Source organism: Devosia sp. Z11_6 (genome assembly GCF_058133665.1).
Genome location: NZ_JBYUNQ010000003.1, coordinates 223010 through 239782 on the forward strand (window position 1 = coordinate 223010; position 16773 = coordinate 239782).

The window sequence follows — 16773 nt, forward strand, 5'->3', positions numbered from 1 at the left end:
TCAAACAATCAACAGCCAAGCCGCGGCCATGGCCATGGTCAGCACGGTGACGATCGCACCCGCCTTGGAAAACTCGGCAAAGGAAATCGTGAAGCCATAATCCTTGGCGCGCTCCACCATGATGATGCCGGCGAGGCTCCCGAACACCACGAGATTGCTCGAGAAGTGCGTGCCCAACGACAGCGCGGCCCCGTATTGTGCGTTCCCCTCTGAATGCAGGTAAGGCACCAGCATCATCACGGCTGGGTTGTTTCCCACAATGTTGCTGACGATGCTGCTGACCCAGAACAGGGTGAAAGGCTGGTCAAGATCGATGCCGCCATGAGCCAGCTGCGCGAGCAATCTCTGGGGGAGCCCGGTGGCCGAAACCGCGGCATTGACGACAAACAAGCCCATGATCAGCAAGAGCAGGTCGCCATCGACCTCCTTGAGCATGTCCCGGGAGGAAACGCGCCGGCTCAGCAGGAGCAAACCGGCAGCGGTTAACGCGATCAGTTCGCGTGGCCATGGACTGAAGATGAAGGCGATCACCACGGCCAGCGCCACCAACACGGCCTTCGCCGTTTCTCCCACCGAGAACGGCGTGCTGGCAAGCTCGTCCACCGGCCGCTTCTTGTCGGCGGACTGAGTGAGTTGCCAGCGGCCGCGATACAGCCAACTCACCACGATCCAGATGATCGGCAATGACAAGAGCGCAGGGACCGCAGTGATCTCAGACACGCCGGCGAATGACAGGTTCAGCTTCTGGGCGGCGATCATGTTCTGGGGGCTGCCAATGATCGTGCCGGACGCGCCAGCATTGGCCGCAAAACAGAAGCCCAGCAGAAAGGGTATCGGATTAAGCTTGCGGTTGAGGGTGATGGAAATCAGCAGCGGTGTCATGGCGACGGCCACCACGTCATTGGTCAGGAATGCCGCCAACAGCCCTCCCACCACGATGAGGATCGCCAGCAAGGCCCCCGGCGACACAGACGCGCCCGCCACTTTCCGCGCCGTCCAGCCATAAAAGCCCGACACCACGAAGGCGGCGGAAACCACCATAAGGCCAAAGAGCATCCCAATGCTGGAATAATCGATGGAGTCCCACGCGTCCTTGGGGTCAATACTGCCCGCGGTCATCATGGCCAGCGCGCCGATGATAGCCGCGCCAGTGCGATCCACCTTGAGGCCCGGCAGGCCCCCTAGTGCCATGGCCAGGTAGACCAGAAGAAAGATCAGGATCGTGAGGTCCATGGCGGTCTGGGTCCATCTAACCGGAGTTGAGCTTGCTGCCGGAGCGACTGCCCGGCAGCGCTTGGCGCCGCCTAGTTGTCCGTGCCCGATTTGATGTTCCACAGGCTGTAAGCCTGCTCGCCGTAGAGCTGTTCATCCAGCCCTTGCCGTTGCACCTCTTCTGGCACACGCAGCTTGCCGAAGCGGTCGATCAGGCGGAGGATGATGCTGGTGACCACGGCCGCATAGATCACGACAATCAGGATGCCCAAGGCCTGAACCAGCAGTTGGCGCGGTCCGGCCGAAACGGCATTGATGTGAGGGCTCGCGAGCAGCCCGATCAGAAGCGAGCCGGTGATGCCGCCCACGCCATGCGCCCGGAAAACTTCCAGTGTGTCGTCGACCTTGAGCCAGGACTGGATGTATTTGGCGAAGTAGCAGGCGGTGGCGCCTACGGCGCCGATCAGCAGGGCGGCCATGGGCTCCACATAGCCCGAGGCAGGCGTGATCGTTGCCAGACCGGTGACGGCACCAACGAGGAGGCCCGAGAAGGTCGGGTGCCCGGTTTCGCGCCATTCCCAGAACATCCACACCAGCATGGCGACTGAGCCGGCCAGCATGGTGTTGGTGAAGGCATAGGCCGCGAGCGCGTCGGCGCCATAGGCTCCTCCGGCATTGAAGCCGAACCAGCCAAACCAGAGGAGACCGGCACCAAGGGCAACGAGCGGCAGGTTGGCCGGAGCTGATTCTCCCCCCGCAGTGGCGCGCCTGCCCAGATAGCGGGCTGTGACCAGCGCCGATACGCCGGCCGAGGCATGGATCACGATACCGCCGGCAAAGTCGACGACACCCAGGCGGGACAGGAACCCGCCGCCCCAAATCCAATGCGCAACCGGGAGATAGACGATGATGGTCCACAGCGCGATAAACCAGAGATAGGCGCCGAACCGGATCCGTCCGACAAAGGCCCCTGTCATCAAAGCTGGCGTGATGATGGCAAACATCATCTGGTAGCCAAAGACCAGGATGAATGGCACATCGCCGGCATAGTTGGCGTTGGGCTCCACCCCCACATTGAACATGCCGAAAAAGCTGCCGATATTGCCGATCATTCCCCCAAGGGAAGGCCCGAAAGCGAGGCTGAAGCCGCCAAACACCCAGATGATCCCCACGACCCCGATGCAGATGAAGTTCTGGATCATGATGGAGAGAACGTCGCGTTCCCGCACCAGCCCGCCGTAAAACAGTGCCAGGGCCGGCGTCATCATCATGACAAGGGCAGTGCAGATGAGCACAAAGGCGGTATCACCCGGGTTGATGGCACTCATGGCTGTCTCCGCCCTCGCATTGATCGTTATGAACTAGCACCCCCCCGATGCTCACGACTTGTCATCTATCAAGAAGTGCGCTTGCACGGGCTTGTGCGGATGCGGCGTTGCGCGGCTTCTGGGCGCAATGAACAGATAAAGGGCGAGGACATAGGGTGCCGTGTAGGACGGCAACCCGGTAGGCGCCATGATGACGTCGAAGGCGGCCTGCAAGAACACAGTGGCGATCGTCGCGAGGACCGCATAGGCCGCCACCGGACCCGAGGGCTTGAGGAACACCGTGCCAATGGCAATGGCGGTCAGCACCGGGCTGAAACCATAAAGCCCCTGCGACACCACCGACGGGTCCGCTCGCATCATGATGGCGGTGGCGAGCGCGATCAGCGACCCGGCAATAGCCGCGATCCCGGCAGGTCGCGAGGCAATGAAAATCCCGACCAGGATAATGACGCCGCTCACCCAGCTGCCGAGCAGATAAACCTGCCCAATATTGCGGAAGAAGATCTCGCCGAACTCGAGGGCGCCGGGGATGGCGGCGGCGCCCGAGGCATAATCGGTCGCAAGCTTTGGCGTCTCCCCCACCACGTGAAGCGAGCCGAAACTATAGGCTCCAGCGAGCAACAGCCACGCCGTCAGCACGAACGGACCCGTCGAGCCTGGAATGCCCCAGCTCCTCGTGAGCGTGGCGCTGAAGGCACTGGTCACCACGGTGCTGATTGCGGCACCGACAATGATGTAGAACCAGAGTTCTGGTGACACAGCGATAAAGGTTGGCAGCGCCACGCCGACCAGGATGCCGTTGAAGCCGAACAAGCCCGAGCGGTAAGAATCGGGGTCCGCCTCGAGCACCTTCGCCATGGCGGTCGCAACAACCACGCCCAGAACGGCGCCCGCCGTGATTGCCCATTGCCCCGTGTCGTAAGAGGCGTACGCGATCGCTATGAAGAACAGCGCTCCGGTGAGGGCATTCTCCATGAAGAACACCTGGCCCGCCCCTTTGAGGCAGACCAAGCCGAAATTATCCTTGCTGATGCTCATGGCCGAAGCCCTCCACCCTCACCGCCACAGGAACTGTTCAGGTAGGGTGCGGCCGCGCGCCTCCTCTCGGACGACGCGCCAGAACCTCCGGACCTCTGCCCTCACGTCGTAGCTTTCCACGCCAACTGCTCGAAACATCAGGCCGGCCGCATTGGGCAGCATGGAAACGCCGGACATGGCCCGGGGGCCATCGGCTGTGGCATTCACCTCCACCCGCTCCCGAATCCGGGCTGCCGTTTCCCTTGGCGTAAGGCACACCACATTGGCAAAGGCGTCATAGCCGGCGCTTACGGCGGCAAGATCGAGGGTGTCGTTGTCTTTCTCGATCAGAAGCTTCTCGGTGAAGATCAGCTTGCCGCCGGGCCGCCTGGCGCAGACCTGCATGGAGAGCAGGTCGAGACCGAACCGCTCGGAGGCATGGTGATGCTTGCGCCCGCTCATCAGCATCTCGCCATAGAGCAGCGTCGCGCTCTCATCGATGACGATGTCGGTCTGGTTGATGTAGCGGGAGTCCCGGTAGGGAATGGTGAAATCGGGCAGGTATTCCAGATAACTGCCCGCAGCCAGCGTGAGATGCTGGTGTTGCGAGGCATAGTTGGCGTCCATCCGGTGGATGCGGTTGGCCCCCTGCGAGGTGACATGGGCGCAGGCGCCCTCCCCCACATCGATGCTGATCCGGTAGCGATCGCCCTGGAGCACGCCACCGCCGATCGAAATGATCGAGCAGATCGGCAGCTCCGGCATGGCTTCGTCCCAGTAAAGGGCCTGCTGCACGAGGAGCGGCGTCACGCGATAAAGATCGTGCAGGATCGAGCGCCCGTTCCGGAGCGAAAAGCCCAGCCGCAGCTCCCCTATCTTGCCCGGCCCCGCAGCGCGCATCTGCGCCGGCTCGGTGTGGAACCCGTTGAGCTCGCGCGCCGCATCCAGCCGCAACAATGACTCGTGCAGGCCCATAGCCCTACCCCGCCGCAGCCATTGGCGTCGGTTTGACGTCGAACAGGGCCATGTCCATGATCAGATCCATGAGCCCGTCCACCCCTTCCCCGGTCTTGCAGTTGGTGAAGACGAAGGGCTTGCTTCCCCGCATCAGCTTGGAGTCGCGGTCCATGACCTCAAGGCTCGCACCCACATAGGGGGCGAGATCGGTCTTGTTGATCACGAGGATGTCGGACTGGCACACGCCGGCGCCGTTTTTGCGCGGGATCTTGTCGCCCGCCGCCACGTCGATGACATAGATGTAGAAGTCAGCCAGCGCCGGGCTGAAAGTCAGGGTCAGGTTGTCGCCGCCCGATTCAATCAGCACGACATCGCTGTCGGGATAACGCTGCTCGAGCTCCTCTACCGCGGCGATGTTCATCGAGGGGTCTTCGCGCACCGCCGTATGGGGGCAGGCACCAGTCTCGACCCCGACGATCTTTTCCTCGACGAGGATGCCGTTGAGCGTGCGCCGGACCTGCTTGGCGTCCTCAGTCGTCACCACGTCGTTGGTGATGATGAGGGGCCGCACGCCCATCTCGATGAGCCGGGGCGTGATGGTTTCGATGACCGCCGTCTTGCCCGAACCAACCGGGCCGCCAATGCCGATGCGCGTGATCTTCTTCATATCCTGCTCCTTGGTCGGCCGTTTCAGTTCATGAACAGCCGCAGATGAGTTCTGGTGTGATGGGCCACGACGACGTCGTAGACCGGGGCAAAGCTCGACATTTCCTCGAGCTCGAGCGTGTTGATGGCCTGGTAGTGCCGCTCCACTGATCCCTGGGCGTCAAAGAGAATGCCCTGCGTCGTCAGATGATCGATCCGCATCAGCCGCAGCGCAGCGTTGAGGATCATCGACGACAGCCCGTATTGATGCAGGGTGAAGGCTTCGGCCTCGTTGACGCCCATTCCGGCAAGGCCGATAGCCTGAGCCACGGGAAAGCACCCTGGGGTCTGCTTGCTGTTGATGTCGTCGAGCCAGCGCTGCAGCAGGGGCACATGCGTGATCGCCAGCGCCAATTCGGCAAACTTCTTGCCCATCCGCGAGAGCATCAATTGCTGCTCTTCGCCGATCCGGCGGATCCATAGGGCGTCATCGGCCTCGAGGAGCCTGTCATAATCTCCGGCACTCGCCGCCCGATGCGCATGCAGCAGCGCGACCCCATCGCTATGGGCTGCCTGGCGCAAGATGACCTCCAGATAGTCCTTGAGGCTCTGGGGATCGGTGACGATCTCCAGCTGCACCGCCGATTCAAGCCCCTGCGAAAACGCAAAAGCCCCGACCGGCAGCGTGGAGTCGGCAAACTGCAGCAGTCGCGCCAGCCGACCCATATCCGAGGCAAACCAGTTAGCTCCCGCGTTCATAGAAGCACGCCGTGGTCATGCCGGTGGCCGTGGTGATGGTTGTGATCATGGTGGTGGTCATGGCCATGCCCGTGATCTTGGTCATGGCCGTTGGCCTCTTGGTCATAATGTTTGTGCGGTGACGCGTCCGCCCCAGCGAACAACAGACGCGCTTCGCTGGGATCGAGGCGCTCGGCGACTACCTCGCCCGGCTCGAAATGCATGGTGGCGTGCCGGAAGGCATGGGTGCGCATCACCGAGGACATCACCTTCCGATCCACCGAAACAGGCACATAGATCGTCGTGCCCTTGATCACTGCGGGCCAATGCTGGTTGCCCAGCCCGTGGCCTAGTTCGAAGCCGATGCTGAGGATCTCGGCGGCCGAGATGCCTTCGAAGTCCTCCATTTCGATGACCATCACCTCGCGCATGGCAATGGTCGCCACCACGATCCGGCGCGCGACGGGGTCGTGATAGAGCACGTCCCCGTCATGCAGATGTTCTGAGCGCGGCAAGGAGATCGCCAGTTCCAGCCCACTCTCGGTGCGCTTGCGCAGCCGGCTCTTGGGCGCTTCCCATTGTTCGAGCACCAGTTGCTCGACCTCGGCACCCTCCCAGTTCCGGTCCTTGATATTGCCAAGCGTTTTCTCGATCAGGATCATCGTTCCCTCCACTTCATCCCCAAACAACCCGTCGCTGCGTCAGCTGAAGAAGTGCAGCTGCGCCAGCGGCAGGCTCGTGGCGGGCTCGATGGTCGCGTGCACGCCATCCACCGTCACCGCATAGGTTTCCGGGTTCACCTCGATCACGGGCAAAGCACTGTTGCGAACCATGTGCGCCTTGCCGATGGTCCGGGTGGCGTAGACCGGCACAACGTTGGACTTGAGCTCGTAGCGATCCACGATCCCGTCGTTGAAAGCCGCGTTGGAGGTGAAGGTGACGCGGGATTTCGGCAGCGCCGATCCTTGCCCGCCAAACATGGGTCGGTAGCTCACCGGCTGGGGCGTGGGCAGTGAGGCATTGGGATCACCCATTAGCCCCCAGGAGATGAAGCCGCCCTTGATCACCATCTTGGGCTTGGCGCCAAAGAAGGCTGGCTCCCACAGCACCAGGTCCGCCATCTTGCCCACCTCAACCGAGCCGATCACCTGGCTGACGCCCTGCGCGATCGCGGGATTGATGGTGACCTTGGCGACGAACCGCAGCACGCGCTCGTTGTCGTTGTTGGAGCTGTCGCCCGAATAAGGGCCACGCCGCTGCTTCATCAGATGGGCGGTTTGGACCGTGCGCATCCAGCACTCGCCAACGCGGCCCATGGCCTGGCTGTCGCTCGAGATGATGGAGATGGCGCCAAGATCATGCAGCACGTTTTCCGCCGCGATGGTCTCGGGCCGTACCCGGCTTTCGGCGAAGGCCACATCCGTCGGGATCTTCGCACTGAGATTGTGGCAGATCATCGTCATATCAAACAGTTCCGCCTGCGAGTTGATCCCGTATGGCAGGGTCGGATTGGTGGAACTGGGCAACACATTGGGCTGCCCGGCGACGCGGATGATGTCGGGGGCGTGGCCGCCGCCGGCGCCTTCGGTGTGATAGGTGTGGATCGTGCGCCCTTCGAACGCGGCGATCGTGTTCTCGACGAACCCGCCTTCGTTGAGCGTATCGGTATGGATGCAAACCTGCACGTCCATCCGGTCGGCAACCGTCAGCGCCATCCGGATCGCGGCGGCCGTACTGCCCCAGTCCTCGTGGATCTTAAAGCCCATGGCTCCGGCCCGGATCTGCTCTTCGAGCGGTGCCGGCGAGGAGCAGTTGCCCTTGCCCAAGACCCCGGCATTGACCGGCCAGGCATCAAAAGAACGCAGCATCATCTCGATGTTCCAGGTGCCGGGCGTGATGGTGGTACCATTGGTGCCATCGGTCGGCCCGACGCCACCGCCAAAGAGCGTGGTGATGCCGTTGCTCAGCGCCGCTTGCGCCTGTTGGGGCGAAATGAAGTGCACATGCGCGTCAATGCCGCCGGCGGTGAGGATCAGGTGCTCGCCTGAAATGGCGTCGCATCCTGGCCCCAGCGCCAGGCCGGGCGTGACCCCGGACATGACGGAAGGGTTGCCCGCCTTGCCGATGCCGCAGACCACGCCGTTCTTGATGCCAACATCAGCTTTGATGATGCCCTGGATGGCATCAATGATGGTCACATTGGTGATGACCAGGTCCGGTGAGCCGGCGGCGCTTGTGAGCTCGTTGTCAAAACCCATGCCGTCGCGCAAGGTCTTGCCACCGCCATATACGGCTTCCTCGCCATATACCCGCAGGTCCTTCTCGACCTCGACGTAAAGGTCGGTGTCGCCGAGACGGATTTTATCGCCAGTGGTCGGACCATAAAGGTCCGAATATTGCCGCCTTGAGATCTTCGCCATGGTGTGACCCGTTCTTGAAGTAGCTGTTCAAATTATTGGGGGGTGTTCTTGAAGCCGTAGCGCTGGACCCGTTCCATCGCGTCAGCCAGGCGGGGCCGCTGGTCGTCATAGCTCTCATCGCCGACCCAGCCATTGACGAGGCCATTGAAGCCGATGACGCGCTGCTTGCCCTGAAAAGGGATCAACACCACTTCCTTTTCGTCGCCGGGCTCGAAGCGCAGCGCGGTCGTGGCCGGGATATTGAGGCGCTTGCCGAAGGCCTGTTCGCGGTCGAACTCCAGCGCGGAGTTCACTTCGAAGAAATGGAAGTGGGACCCGACCTGGACGGGCCGGTCGCCAGTATTGCGGACCTTGAGCGTATTGGTCGGGTAGCCGGCATTGATCTCGATCTCGCCATCCGCGAGCACCAGCCCGCCAACAGGAGTATTCGTGGTCTCGGTGGCCATTGAACCACTCCTTTGCTTATTGGATCGGGTCGTGAACGGTGACGAGGCGGCTGCCATCGGTGAACACCGCTTCGACTTGGACGTAGGGGATCATGTCCACGACACCCTCCATGACGTCCCCGCGGGTGATGGCTTTGCGCGCAATTTCCATGACTTCCTCGAGCGTCTTGCCGGCGCGGGCATTGTCGAGCGCGCTGGCGGCGATCAAGGAGACGGCCTCGGGATGATTGAGCTTGAGCCCATCATCCTTTCGGCGCTGCGCGACCATGGCCATCATGTAGATCATGAGCTTGTCGGTCTCTCGCGGCGTCAGGTGCATCTCTAACCTCCGACATGGGTGAATTCTGGCGACGTCGTCTCGTCTTAGGCTGCAACAGGCTGGCTGCCACGCCCCGATAAAGAACAACGCCCATAAACAAAGGGTATGCCTCGCCATCGTGTAAGTAAATCTGCAACCCGACTGCTTCGGGCGCGATGCTGAACGCGTACTGAACACAGAACAACAGCAATATAAGAAGTTCTATTTTGTCTTTGTCGCCGTTTTGTTTGGCATTGTCTCGGTTGCGATACGAGCTTCATGCATGTTCATCCGCGATGGACACGGTGACATCGCACGACTTATATTCACGTCTTGCAGTTGGAGAAGAACTACGGACCCGCAGTCGCGGGAGTCAGGTGCCGCCGTCGCTTTGCCGGCTCAGCATCTCGCCAGCCCTCAACCCAAGCAGCACCGCGACAAAGCCAATGAGAAGGCTCAACACGGCGTAGAGCAGGCCCACGGAGAGCCCGATCGTTGAGGTCGTGAGCAGCACAAAGGTCGCGTAAACAAAGCTGGAAAAGGTGGACATGCCACCCGTCAGGCCCGTTCCGACAAAAAGGTTCGCTCGCGTCCCGATCGCGCCGTGCGAATGCAGGCCGTTCACCATCCCTAGGACAAAGGACGCCACGATGTTGGCCACGAAGATGGAATAAGGAAAGCCATCGCGCCCGGTCGGCACCCAGAGCATGAGCAGTTCCCGGATGGTCGCCCCAACGGCGCCGCCCAAGAATACCAGGATGACCGTCAGGACCAGGCCGCTGTCCTGTTTGCTTTGTTCGTTGGAAGCCATCAACCCAACTCCATCTGCGGACTTAGCCAGCAAGCCGCGCCAGCTGCGCGCCGGCACCTGCCGCGAGAATGCCCAGAACCACCGAGCCCAGCAGATAGCCGACAGTCTTGCCGGGGCTGCCGGAGTGATAAAGCTTGGCGGCATCGAGCTGCATGGTGCTGAACGTGGTGTAGCCACCCAGAATGCCCGTTAGGACGCCCGCGTTCAGCAGGCTCCCATAGCGGTCATGCCACTCCACCGAGAACAGCACTGAAAGAAGACCGATCACGAAGGCACCGGTGACATTGATCAACACCGTCGACCATGGAAACCCACCTGGCCCCTGCTCCTTGACGAGCTTGCCCACAAGCCACCGGAGCACCGATCCAATACCGCCACCACCGGCTACGAAAACAAGGTCAGAAAACTGCATTGTGTCGATCCGCTGGTGATATCGGCGTGGTTCGAGCGACCGAGGCGATCCGCTGGTTCGGCAACTCGATGCGTTTGATCACTATGCTCCGGAACACGCCGCGGGATTTGACCACCGTCAAAAGTGCTCCGCACGAAACGACTATAGCTTGCGCGGCGGGTCGGGCGGCTGCGGCTGGTGTGCAGCTGGCCCTCTTTGATCGAGGTCGAGTTGGGGTGATAATAATCGAGAGCACCCCGCTTAACGCCTCCAGATCATTGGAAAGAAGTGCGGAGTATCAAGATCAACACACCAGTCGATTTTACTTGTTGTGGACGGAAAATCAAAAGAACTCCCCCACACCCTCTGAATAGAAGTTGTCCCACTTAGATTCCCGGGCGGACCAAGAACAGGAGACACGTCCATGGCATTCAAATCAGCAATCCGGGCCGCGGTGGCGGCGGTTGCCTTGCTTCCAACGGCAGCGTTTGCCCACCCCGATATCGGGGAAAGCAGCGGCATCATGCACGGCCTCGCGCACCCGGTTTCCGGGCTCGACCATATTCTGGCGATGGTGATGGTGGGCGTGCTGGCCTATCAACTTGGGGGCCGGGCCTTGTGGCTGGTGCCGGTCACTTTTGTTGCGGTGATGGCGCTGGGTGGCGGTTTGGGCATCGTCGGCATCCAGGTGCCAATGGTCGAGTTGGGCATCGCCCTTTCGGTAATCGTATTGGGTGCCTGTGTCCTGATGAACATCAAGGCGCCTGTTGCCCTGGCGATGGGGCTCGTGGGCTTCTTCGCCGTCTTCCACGGCTATGCCCACGGCGCAGAAATGCCGGCAGGATCGGGTGGACTCACCTATGCCGCTGGCTTCCTTGTCGCCACCGCGCTGCTGCATGTAGCGGGAATTGGCCTCGGCTTCCTCATCGGCAAGGCTGGCGACAACTACGGCTCCGCCGTGGTCCGCTCGTCCGGCGGTCTCGCAGCAGTTGCTGGCCTCGGCATCCTGACCGGCGTCTTGTGATCGCCTGACCCCCTCCCGATCTACCGCGGCCAAGGGAGTTCATTATCTTAGTCGTTGCAAGGCTTCCTCTCTCCCAGGGGAAGCCTTTTGCGTTTCAGAGTATCGCGAGCAGACATCCCGGGTCCCGCGGTGACTTGATGGAAGTCAAAGCCGCCGACGCCGCGACAGGCATGATGGTGGTCCAACCCGACGCCCGCTAAGCCAAACCAGAGCTCCGCCGCTGCTATGGCTCCATCCTCGGCGTTTGGCTGCCCCGAGCGAGGAGCGAGCAAGATGATCATCTCCGCCGATAAGCTGGCTCTCGACCCGGCCCTGGAGCAGCCCGACGCGGTGGTGGATGCTCTGGGAAGCGATCCCGAGCGCGGTCTTGCGCAAGGGGAGGCGCAGCGGCGACTAGAGGCGAACGGCTCCAACGAACTGCGTGCGGTTGCACCTGTACCGAACTGGCGGCGCTTCTTGAGCCAGTTCGAGGACCCGTTGATTTACCTGCTGCTCCTGGCAGCCCTGGTTTCATTTGCCGCGTGGCTGCTCCAGGGGCATGAACCTCTCCCCATCGACGCCATCGTCATCGCCGCAATCGTGCTGCTGAACGCTGTGCTCGGCTATATCCAGGAGACTCGGGCAGCGGATGCGGTGGCGGCACTTGCCAGGATGACGGCCGTTACCTCTTCGGTCATTCGCGACGGGGAACGGCGGCGGATACCCAGCGCCGAGTTGGTGCCCGGCGATCTGCTCCTGCTCGAAGAAGGCGATGCTGTGGGCGCAGACGCCCGCCTGATCCAGGCGGCTGCGCTGCGCGCTCAGGAAGCCTCCCTCACCGGTGAAAGCGCTTCGGTCGCCAAGAACACCCGCCCCCTTGAGGCGCCAGCCCCTCTCGCTGAGCAGACCTGCATGGTTTTCAAGGGCACCGCGATCACGCAAGGCAGTGCCCTTGCCGTCGTAACGGCAACCGGCATGCAGACCCAGATGGGTCTCGTGGCCGGCATGCTCCACGCCACGCCTGAAGACCAAACTCCGCTAGAGCGAGAAGTCTCGCGGCTGGGGCGCACCCTTGGTCTGGCGGCGGTCGGCATTGCCCTGGTTGTGGTCGCCACCATCATCGCCATCTCCGGCGTAAACAGCCCGGACGCTCTTGTCACGATCATGCTGTTTGGTGTGTCGCTCGCCGTGGCCGCAGTCCCCGAGGGCTTGCCGGCCATCTTGACGCTGGTGTTGGCCTTGGGAGTGCAGCGGATGGCCACGCACAAGGCTGTTGTCAAGAACCTCTCCTCAGTCGAGAGCCTGGGTTCGGCAACCGTGATCTGCTCAGACAAGACTGGCACGCTGACCCAGGGTGAGATGACCATCGAACGTGTGGCCACGGCTTCGGGCGTCACCCACATTACCGGGGTCGGTTATGAGCCGCGGGGACAGGTGCTCGGGCCGGGGAACATAGCGCCCGAAAGCCAGCTAAGGGCGGAGCAGATTGTGGTGATCGGCGGCGGCAGCCTTGTCAACAATGCCGCGCTCCGGCAGATCGATCAAGACCGCTGGGAGGTCGAAGGCGACCCCACCGAGGCAGCTTTCCTCGTGGCGGAAAGGAAGTTCGGCATCCACGAGCGCCGGCGACGGCGGTTTCGTCGCATCCGAGAGATCCCGTTCACCTCCGAGCGTAAGATGATGTCCACGATCGCCAGTGATCGCGAGTGGGGGGATCAACCGGTTCTCGTCGCCAAGGGTGCGCCTGACGTGCTGATGGCGCGCTGCACACAGATCCGCGTCGGTATGGACACATTTCCGTTTGAGGCAATGCGACGTCGGCGAGCCCAAGCCGATATCGAAAGGATGTCAGCCGACGCGCTCCGCACTCTCGCGGTAGCCTACAAGCCACTGGAGCGCAGCGAGCAACAGGAGGACCTCGAGGCGCTTGAACACGACCTGATCTATGTCGGCAGCGTGGGCATGATCGATCCGCCGCGCGAGGAAGCTGCTGCCGCCGTGGCCGAGGCCCACGGTGCTGGCATCCGGGTCGTTATGATCACCGGCGATCATCCGAGCACGGCCCTGCGCATCGCCTCTCAGCTCGGCATCGTTGATGCCGACGCTGCCGTTCTGACTGGGGGCGAGCTTGACGGCATGGATGACGCTGCGCTGAGCGCCGCCGTACGCAGCACGTCGGTGTTCGCGCGCGTGGCCCCCATCCACAAGCTCAAGATCGTCGACGCCCTGCAGGCGGATGGCGAAGTGGTGGCGATGACGGGTGATGGGGTCAACGACGCCCCTGCCCTAAAATCCGCTGATATCGGCATTGCCATGGGCATCGCCGGCACCGAGGTGACCAAGGAAGCCGCTGAAATGATCCTAGTGGATGACAACTTCGCTACCATTGTGCGGGCCGTGCGCGAAGGCCGGGCAATCTTCGAGAACATCCGCAAGTTCCTGCGCTATCTGCTATCCTCCAATATCGGGGAAGTGCTCACCGTGTTCCTGGGCGTAGTCGGCGCGAGCTTTATCGGGCTCGATGCTGCAGGCGAAGGTCTGGTGCTGCCGCTCCTCGCCACCCAGGTCCTGTGGATCAACCTGGTTACCGATTCGGGCCCGGCGCTGGCCATGGGGCTCGATCCCGAGACGGACGACGTCATGGCTCGTCCGCCACGCTCCCCAACCCAGCCCGTAATCGACCGGAGCATGTGGGCTGGCGTGCTTTATAGTGGCGTCATCATGGCCGTGACGAGCCTGTTCGCCATCGACTTCTACTTACCCGGCGGCTTTGTTGAAGGAACCGCCTCCCTCGAGGAGGCACGCACCGCCGGGTTCACCGCCCTGGTACTGGCGCAACTCTTCAATTGCTTTAACACCCGTTCAGATACCGCCAGCGCATTCCATCACCTGTTTCTCAACCACTGGTTATGGGCTGCAGTGGCATTGTCGCTGCTGTTGCAGGTGGCGGTGATCCACGTATCGGCGCTGAACTACGCCTTCGGCACCGTCCCCCTGACCTTCGAGCAATGGCTCTTCTGCACGCTTATGGGCAGCATGGTCCTTTGGCTCGGGGAAGCGCGAAAATGGGTCAGCGCTCAGTTTGGGCAGACTGGTGCTTCTCGTTTGCAGTAGATCTCACCGCAAGGCTGCAGAGGAGTGACCAGTTCTCAGCGCATCTCAGCCAAAGCGGCGCTGATGTCCCGCTCCAGCAGGTCCAGTTCGTTCAGCGCGATATCGATCCCTCGCGCCAGATCGTCGGACTTGGTCGGGACGAGCGCAGTAGCCTCAGCCAGAGAGGTCCGTTCCGACCGGATCGCGTCAAGGGTCCGCGTGGCAGCAGCGATCTGGTCTGCATCATGGGTGCCCACCTGCCGACTCTCACTGCCAGCGCCCACGAAGTGAACGGCATCGGCGGACCATGTCCCTATGGACTGCCGCACAAGTTCAAACTGCATCTTGAGATCGTCTTCCGTCATCGCCACTCCATGGGTTGCTCCCCCTGAACGGCTGCAGCCCGGATGAGTTCAACAGATGCTTTGATGATGCTGTCAGTTCCTGCTGACGCATGGCCCGCGAGGACAACGCAAGGCTACTCCCATGTCCTGCAGGCGAGCGGTGGTCGCTAAACGCTAGAGGGAGGTTGCGAGAAGGGGAATGGTGGGCGATGACGGACTCGAACCGCCGACATCCTCGGTGTAAACGAGGCGCTCTACCAACTGAGCTAATCGCCCACAGGCCGTTTGGCCGGTGCAGGGCATTGATTAGGGTGCGCGACCGGGCGCGTCAACCGCAAATCCCCAAGAAAAAGGCCCCGCCGCGAAACGCAGGCGGAGCCCCAAGAAGTTTTCAGGCTCAGGCGGGGTTCAGTGCGTCCTTGAGACCCTTGCCTGGCTTGAACTTGGCCTGGTTGGACTCAGGAATGCTGATCTCGGCGCCGGTCGCAGGGTTGCGGCCGGTGGATGCCTTGCGGCGCGAGACGGCAAAGGTACCAAAACCCACGAGACGAACTTCGTCTCCAGCCTTGAGGGACTCGGCAATGGCTTCGAACACTGCATCCACGGCCTCGGCAGCCTGTGCCTTGGTAATCGTGGCCTTGTCAGCAACGACGCCAACCAAATCGTTTTTGTTCATAGCGTTTCCTCACAGAGAATGGCCGCCGTTGCCGGCGAGCATGGAAATGGCGGCACCCTTGGGCGATTCCGCCCAGGACGCAAGGCAGCCGGGGCTTTTCCTGACTGACGCGCTCAAGCTGTTAATGAACGGGAAAATCGGGGTGGGCAAGACTTCCACCGCGCTTTTCCGAGGGAAAAATCCCCAGAATCGCCCGGTTACGCCCCCGCAGGAGCCAGCTTGCGCAGCCCGAACATGAGCGGCAGCGCCAAACAATAGATCACGGCTCCGATCAGCCAGATTCCCCCGGGCCACTCCCCCCGGACCCCGGCATAGGCGAGGCTGAAAAACAGTGGCCCGAACACCGAGGTCAAACTGACCAGACTGGCCAGAACGCCCTGCAACTGGCCCTGCCGCTCGGCATCCACCTGGCGCGTGATCAGCGACTGCAGGGCGGGCATGCCGACGCCGCCCACGGCAAACAGCGGCATCAGGGCGAACATCACCCAGCCCTGGCCCGCAAAGGCGAGCACAACGAGGCAGAACACTTCGGCCGAAAAGCCGATCAGCAGCGATGCGCGTTCGCCAAACCGTGTCACCACTGGACCGGTGAGAAACGCCTGGGCGCCGGCATGGAAGACGCCAAAGGCGGCCAGCGATAGCCCGATGGTAAGCGGGCTCCAGCTGAACTGATCTTCGCCGAACAACACCCAAACGACGCCGTACATCTGACCGACAAACATCATGATCATCAGAATGGCAATCAGCGGGATCAGCGCGCGAAAGCTCAGCGCCCAGCCTAGCGGCAGAAACGGGTTCAGCGTAGTCCAGCTGAACCGGGCCGTGCCACGCACATGGTGCGATTCAGGCAGCACGAAGAAGGCCAGCGCGCAATTGAGTGCGTTGAGAAGAGCCGCGGCGATGAATGGCGCCCGCAGCCAATATTCCCCCAATACGCCGCCCAGCACCGGCCCGACGATAAAGCCGATTCCCCACATGGCATGGAAATAGCCAAAGCGCCGCGCGCGCTGATCTACGGGAGATATGTCGGTGATATAGGCCGAAGCCACCGCCATGTTGGCCGCGGTGATGCCGGCGATCGCCCGCCCGACCACCAGGAACAGCAGGTTGGGCGCCAAGGCCATCAGCACGTAATCGAGCGCCGCGCCGCACAGCGACAGGATCAACACCGGGCGGCGCCCGAAGCGGTCGCTGAGCACGCCGAGAATGGGCGAACAGATAAACTGCATGGTCGCATAAAGGGCGATCAGCAGCCCGTAGAGCAGCGTCACATCGCCCTGATGGGCCACCTCGCGCAGCAAGCTGGGCAGGATAGGCGCAATCAGCCCGATGCCGATGGCGTCCAGCGTCACTGCTGAAAGGATCACGACCAGGGGTTTGTTCATGCGGCAGGT

At 62.0% G+C, this 16773-nt stretch carries 17 protein-coding genes and 1 tRNA gene; 2 read left to right on the forward strand and 16 right to left on the reverse strand.

The features are described 5' to 3' along the window. The 12 genes from AC3YMN_RS10425 to AC3YMN_RS10480 form a co-directional block, all read right to left on the reverse strand. Window positions 1–1233 (reverse strand): SLC13 family permease, encoded by a 1233-nt coding sequence (locus AC3YMN_RS10425; protein WP_489889967.1) that lies wholly within the window; start codon window positions 1231–1233, stop codon window positions 1–3. A 71-nt stretch (window positions 1234–1304) separates the two neighbouring features. Further along, entirely contained in the window at window positions 1305–2540 is a 1236-nt protein-coding gene (locus AC3YMN_RS10430) for an ammonium transporter (RefSeq protein WP_489889968.1), read from the reverse strand. Between the two features lie 51 nt (window positions 2541–2591). Next, window positions 2592–3578, reverse strand: coding sequence for an urea transporter (gene yut, locus AC3YMN_RS10435; protein ID WP_172123257.1), 987 nt, complete (start codon window positions 3576–3578; stop codon window positions 2592–2594). A gap of 18 nt (window positions 3579–3596) precedes the next feature. Continuing rightward, window positions 3597–4532, reverse strand: a complete 936-nt coding sequence (locus AC3YMN_RS10440) for an urease accessory protein UreD (RefSeq protein WP_489889969.1) — start codon at window positions 4530–4532, stop codon at window positions 3597–3599. Between the two features lie 4 nt (window positions 4533–4536). Further along, complete coding sequence (gene ureG / locus AC3YMN_RS10445; protein ID WP_173087772.1) at window positions 4537–5181, reverse strand: urease accessory protein UreG; 645 nt, start codon at window positions 5179–5181, stop codon at window positions 4537–4539. Window positions 5182–5204: 23 nt separating this feature from the next. After that, window positions 5205–5918, reverse strand: a complete 714-nt coding sequence (locus AC3YMN_RS10450) for an urease accessory protein UreF (RefSeq protein ID WP_489889970.1) — start codon at window positions 5916–5918, stop codon at window positions 5205–5207. Next, a complete protein-coding gene (locus tag AC3YMN_RS10455; protein WP_489889971.1) occupies window positions 5915–6559 on the reverse strand; it encodes an urease accessory protein UreE in 645 nt (214 codons plus the stop codon). The genes AC3YMN_RS10450 and AC3YMN_RS10455 overlap by 4 nt, the downstream gene beginning before the upstream one ends. A gap of 39 nt (window positions 6560–6598) precedes the next feature. Next, window positions 6599–8317, reverse strand: coding sequence for an urease subunit alpha (locus AC3YMN_RS10460; protein WP_489889972.1), 1719 nt, complete (start codon window positions 8315–8317; stop codon window positions 6599–6601). Window positions 8318–8349: 32 nt separating this feature from the next. After that, a complete protein-coding gene (locus AC3YMN_RS10465) occupies window positions 8350–8763 on the reverse strand; it encodes an urease subunit beta (RefSeq protein WP_206524711.1) in 414 nt (137 codons plus the stop codon). Between the two features lie 16 nt (window positions 8764–8779). Next, a complete protein-coding gene (locus tag AC3YMN_RS10470) occupies window positions 8780–9082 on the reverse strand; it encodes an urease subunit gamma (RefSeq protein WP_127752977.1) in 303 nt (100 codons plus the stop codon). Between the two features lie 352 nt (window positions 9083–9434). Beyond that, a complete protein-coding gene (locus AC3YMN_RS10475) occupies window positions 9435–9872 on the reverse strand; it encodes a CrcB family protein (RefSeq protein ID WP_248305282.1) in 438 nt (145 codons plus the stop codon). A 22-nt stretch (window positions 9873–9894) separates the two neighbouring features. After that, the gene (locus AC3YMN_RS10480) at window positions 9895–10284 is read right to left on the reverse strand and encodes a fluoride efflux transporter FluC (protein WP_172123252.1); all 390 of its coding nucleotides are present in this window, start codon (window positions 10282–10284) and stop codon (window positions 9895–9897) included. A 403-nt stretch (window positions 10285–10687) separates the two neighbouring features. Between AC3YMN_RS10480 and AC3YMN_RS10485 the strand changes: the two genes are divergently transcribed. Further along, window positions 10688–11287 (forward strand): HupE/UreJ family protein, encoded by a 600-nt coding sequence (locus AC3YMN_RS10485; protein ID WP_489889973.1) that lies wholly within the window; start codon window positions 10688–10690, stop codon window positions 11285–11287. A gap of 273 nt (window positions 11288–11560) precedes the next feature. After that, the gene (locus AC3YMN_RS10490; protein ID WP_489889974.1) at window positions 11561–14380 is read left to right on the forward strand and encodes a cation-translocating P-type ATPase; all 2820 of its coding nucleotides are present in this window, start codon (window positions 11561–11563) and stop codon (window positions 14378–14380) included. Window positions 14381–14415: 35 nt separating this feature from the next. On the opposite strand, the gene AC3YMN_RS10495 is transcribed toward AC3YMN_RS10490, so the two are convergent. From AC3YMN_RS10495 to tet, 4 genes are all read right to left on the reverse strand, one after another. Next, entirely contained in the window at window positions 14416–14724 is a 309-nt protein-coding gene (locus AC3YMN_RS10495) for a hypothetical protein (protein WP_127752973.1), read from the reverse strand. Window positions 14725–14903: 179 nt separating this feature from the next. After that, window positions 14904–14979, reverse strand: a tRNA-Val gene (locus tag AC3YMN_RS10500). Between the two features lie 121 nt (window positions 14980–15100). Further along, complete coding sequence (locus tag AC3YMN_RS10505; RefSeq protein WP_127752972.1) at window positions 15101–15379, reverse strand: HU family DNA-binding protein; 279 nt, start codon at window positions 15377–15379, stop codon at window positions 15101–15103. Window positions 15380–15576: 197 nt separating this feature from the next. Then, a complete protein-coding gene (tet, locus tag AC3YMN_RS10510; RefSeq protein ID WP_489889975.1) occupies window positions 15577–16764 on the reverse strand; it encodes a Tet(A)/Tet(B)/Tet(C) family tetracycline efflux MFS transporter in 1188 nt (395 codons plus the stop codon). Window positions 16765–16773 lie beyond the last annotated feature (9 nt).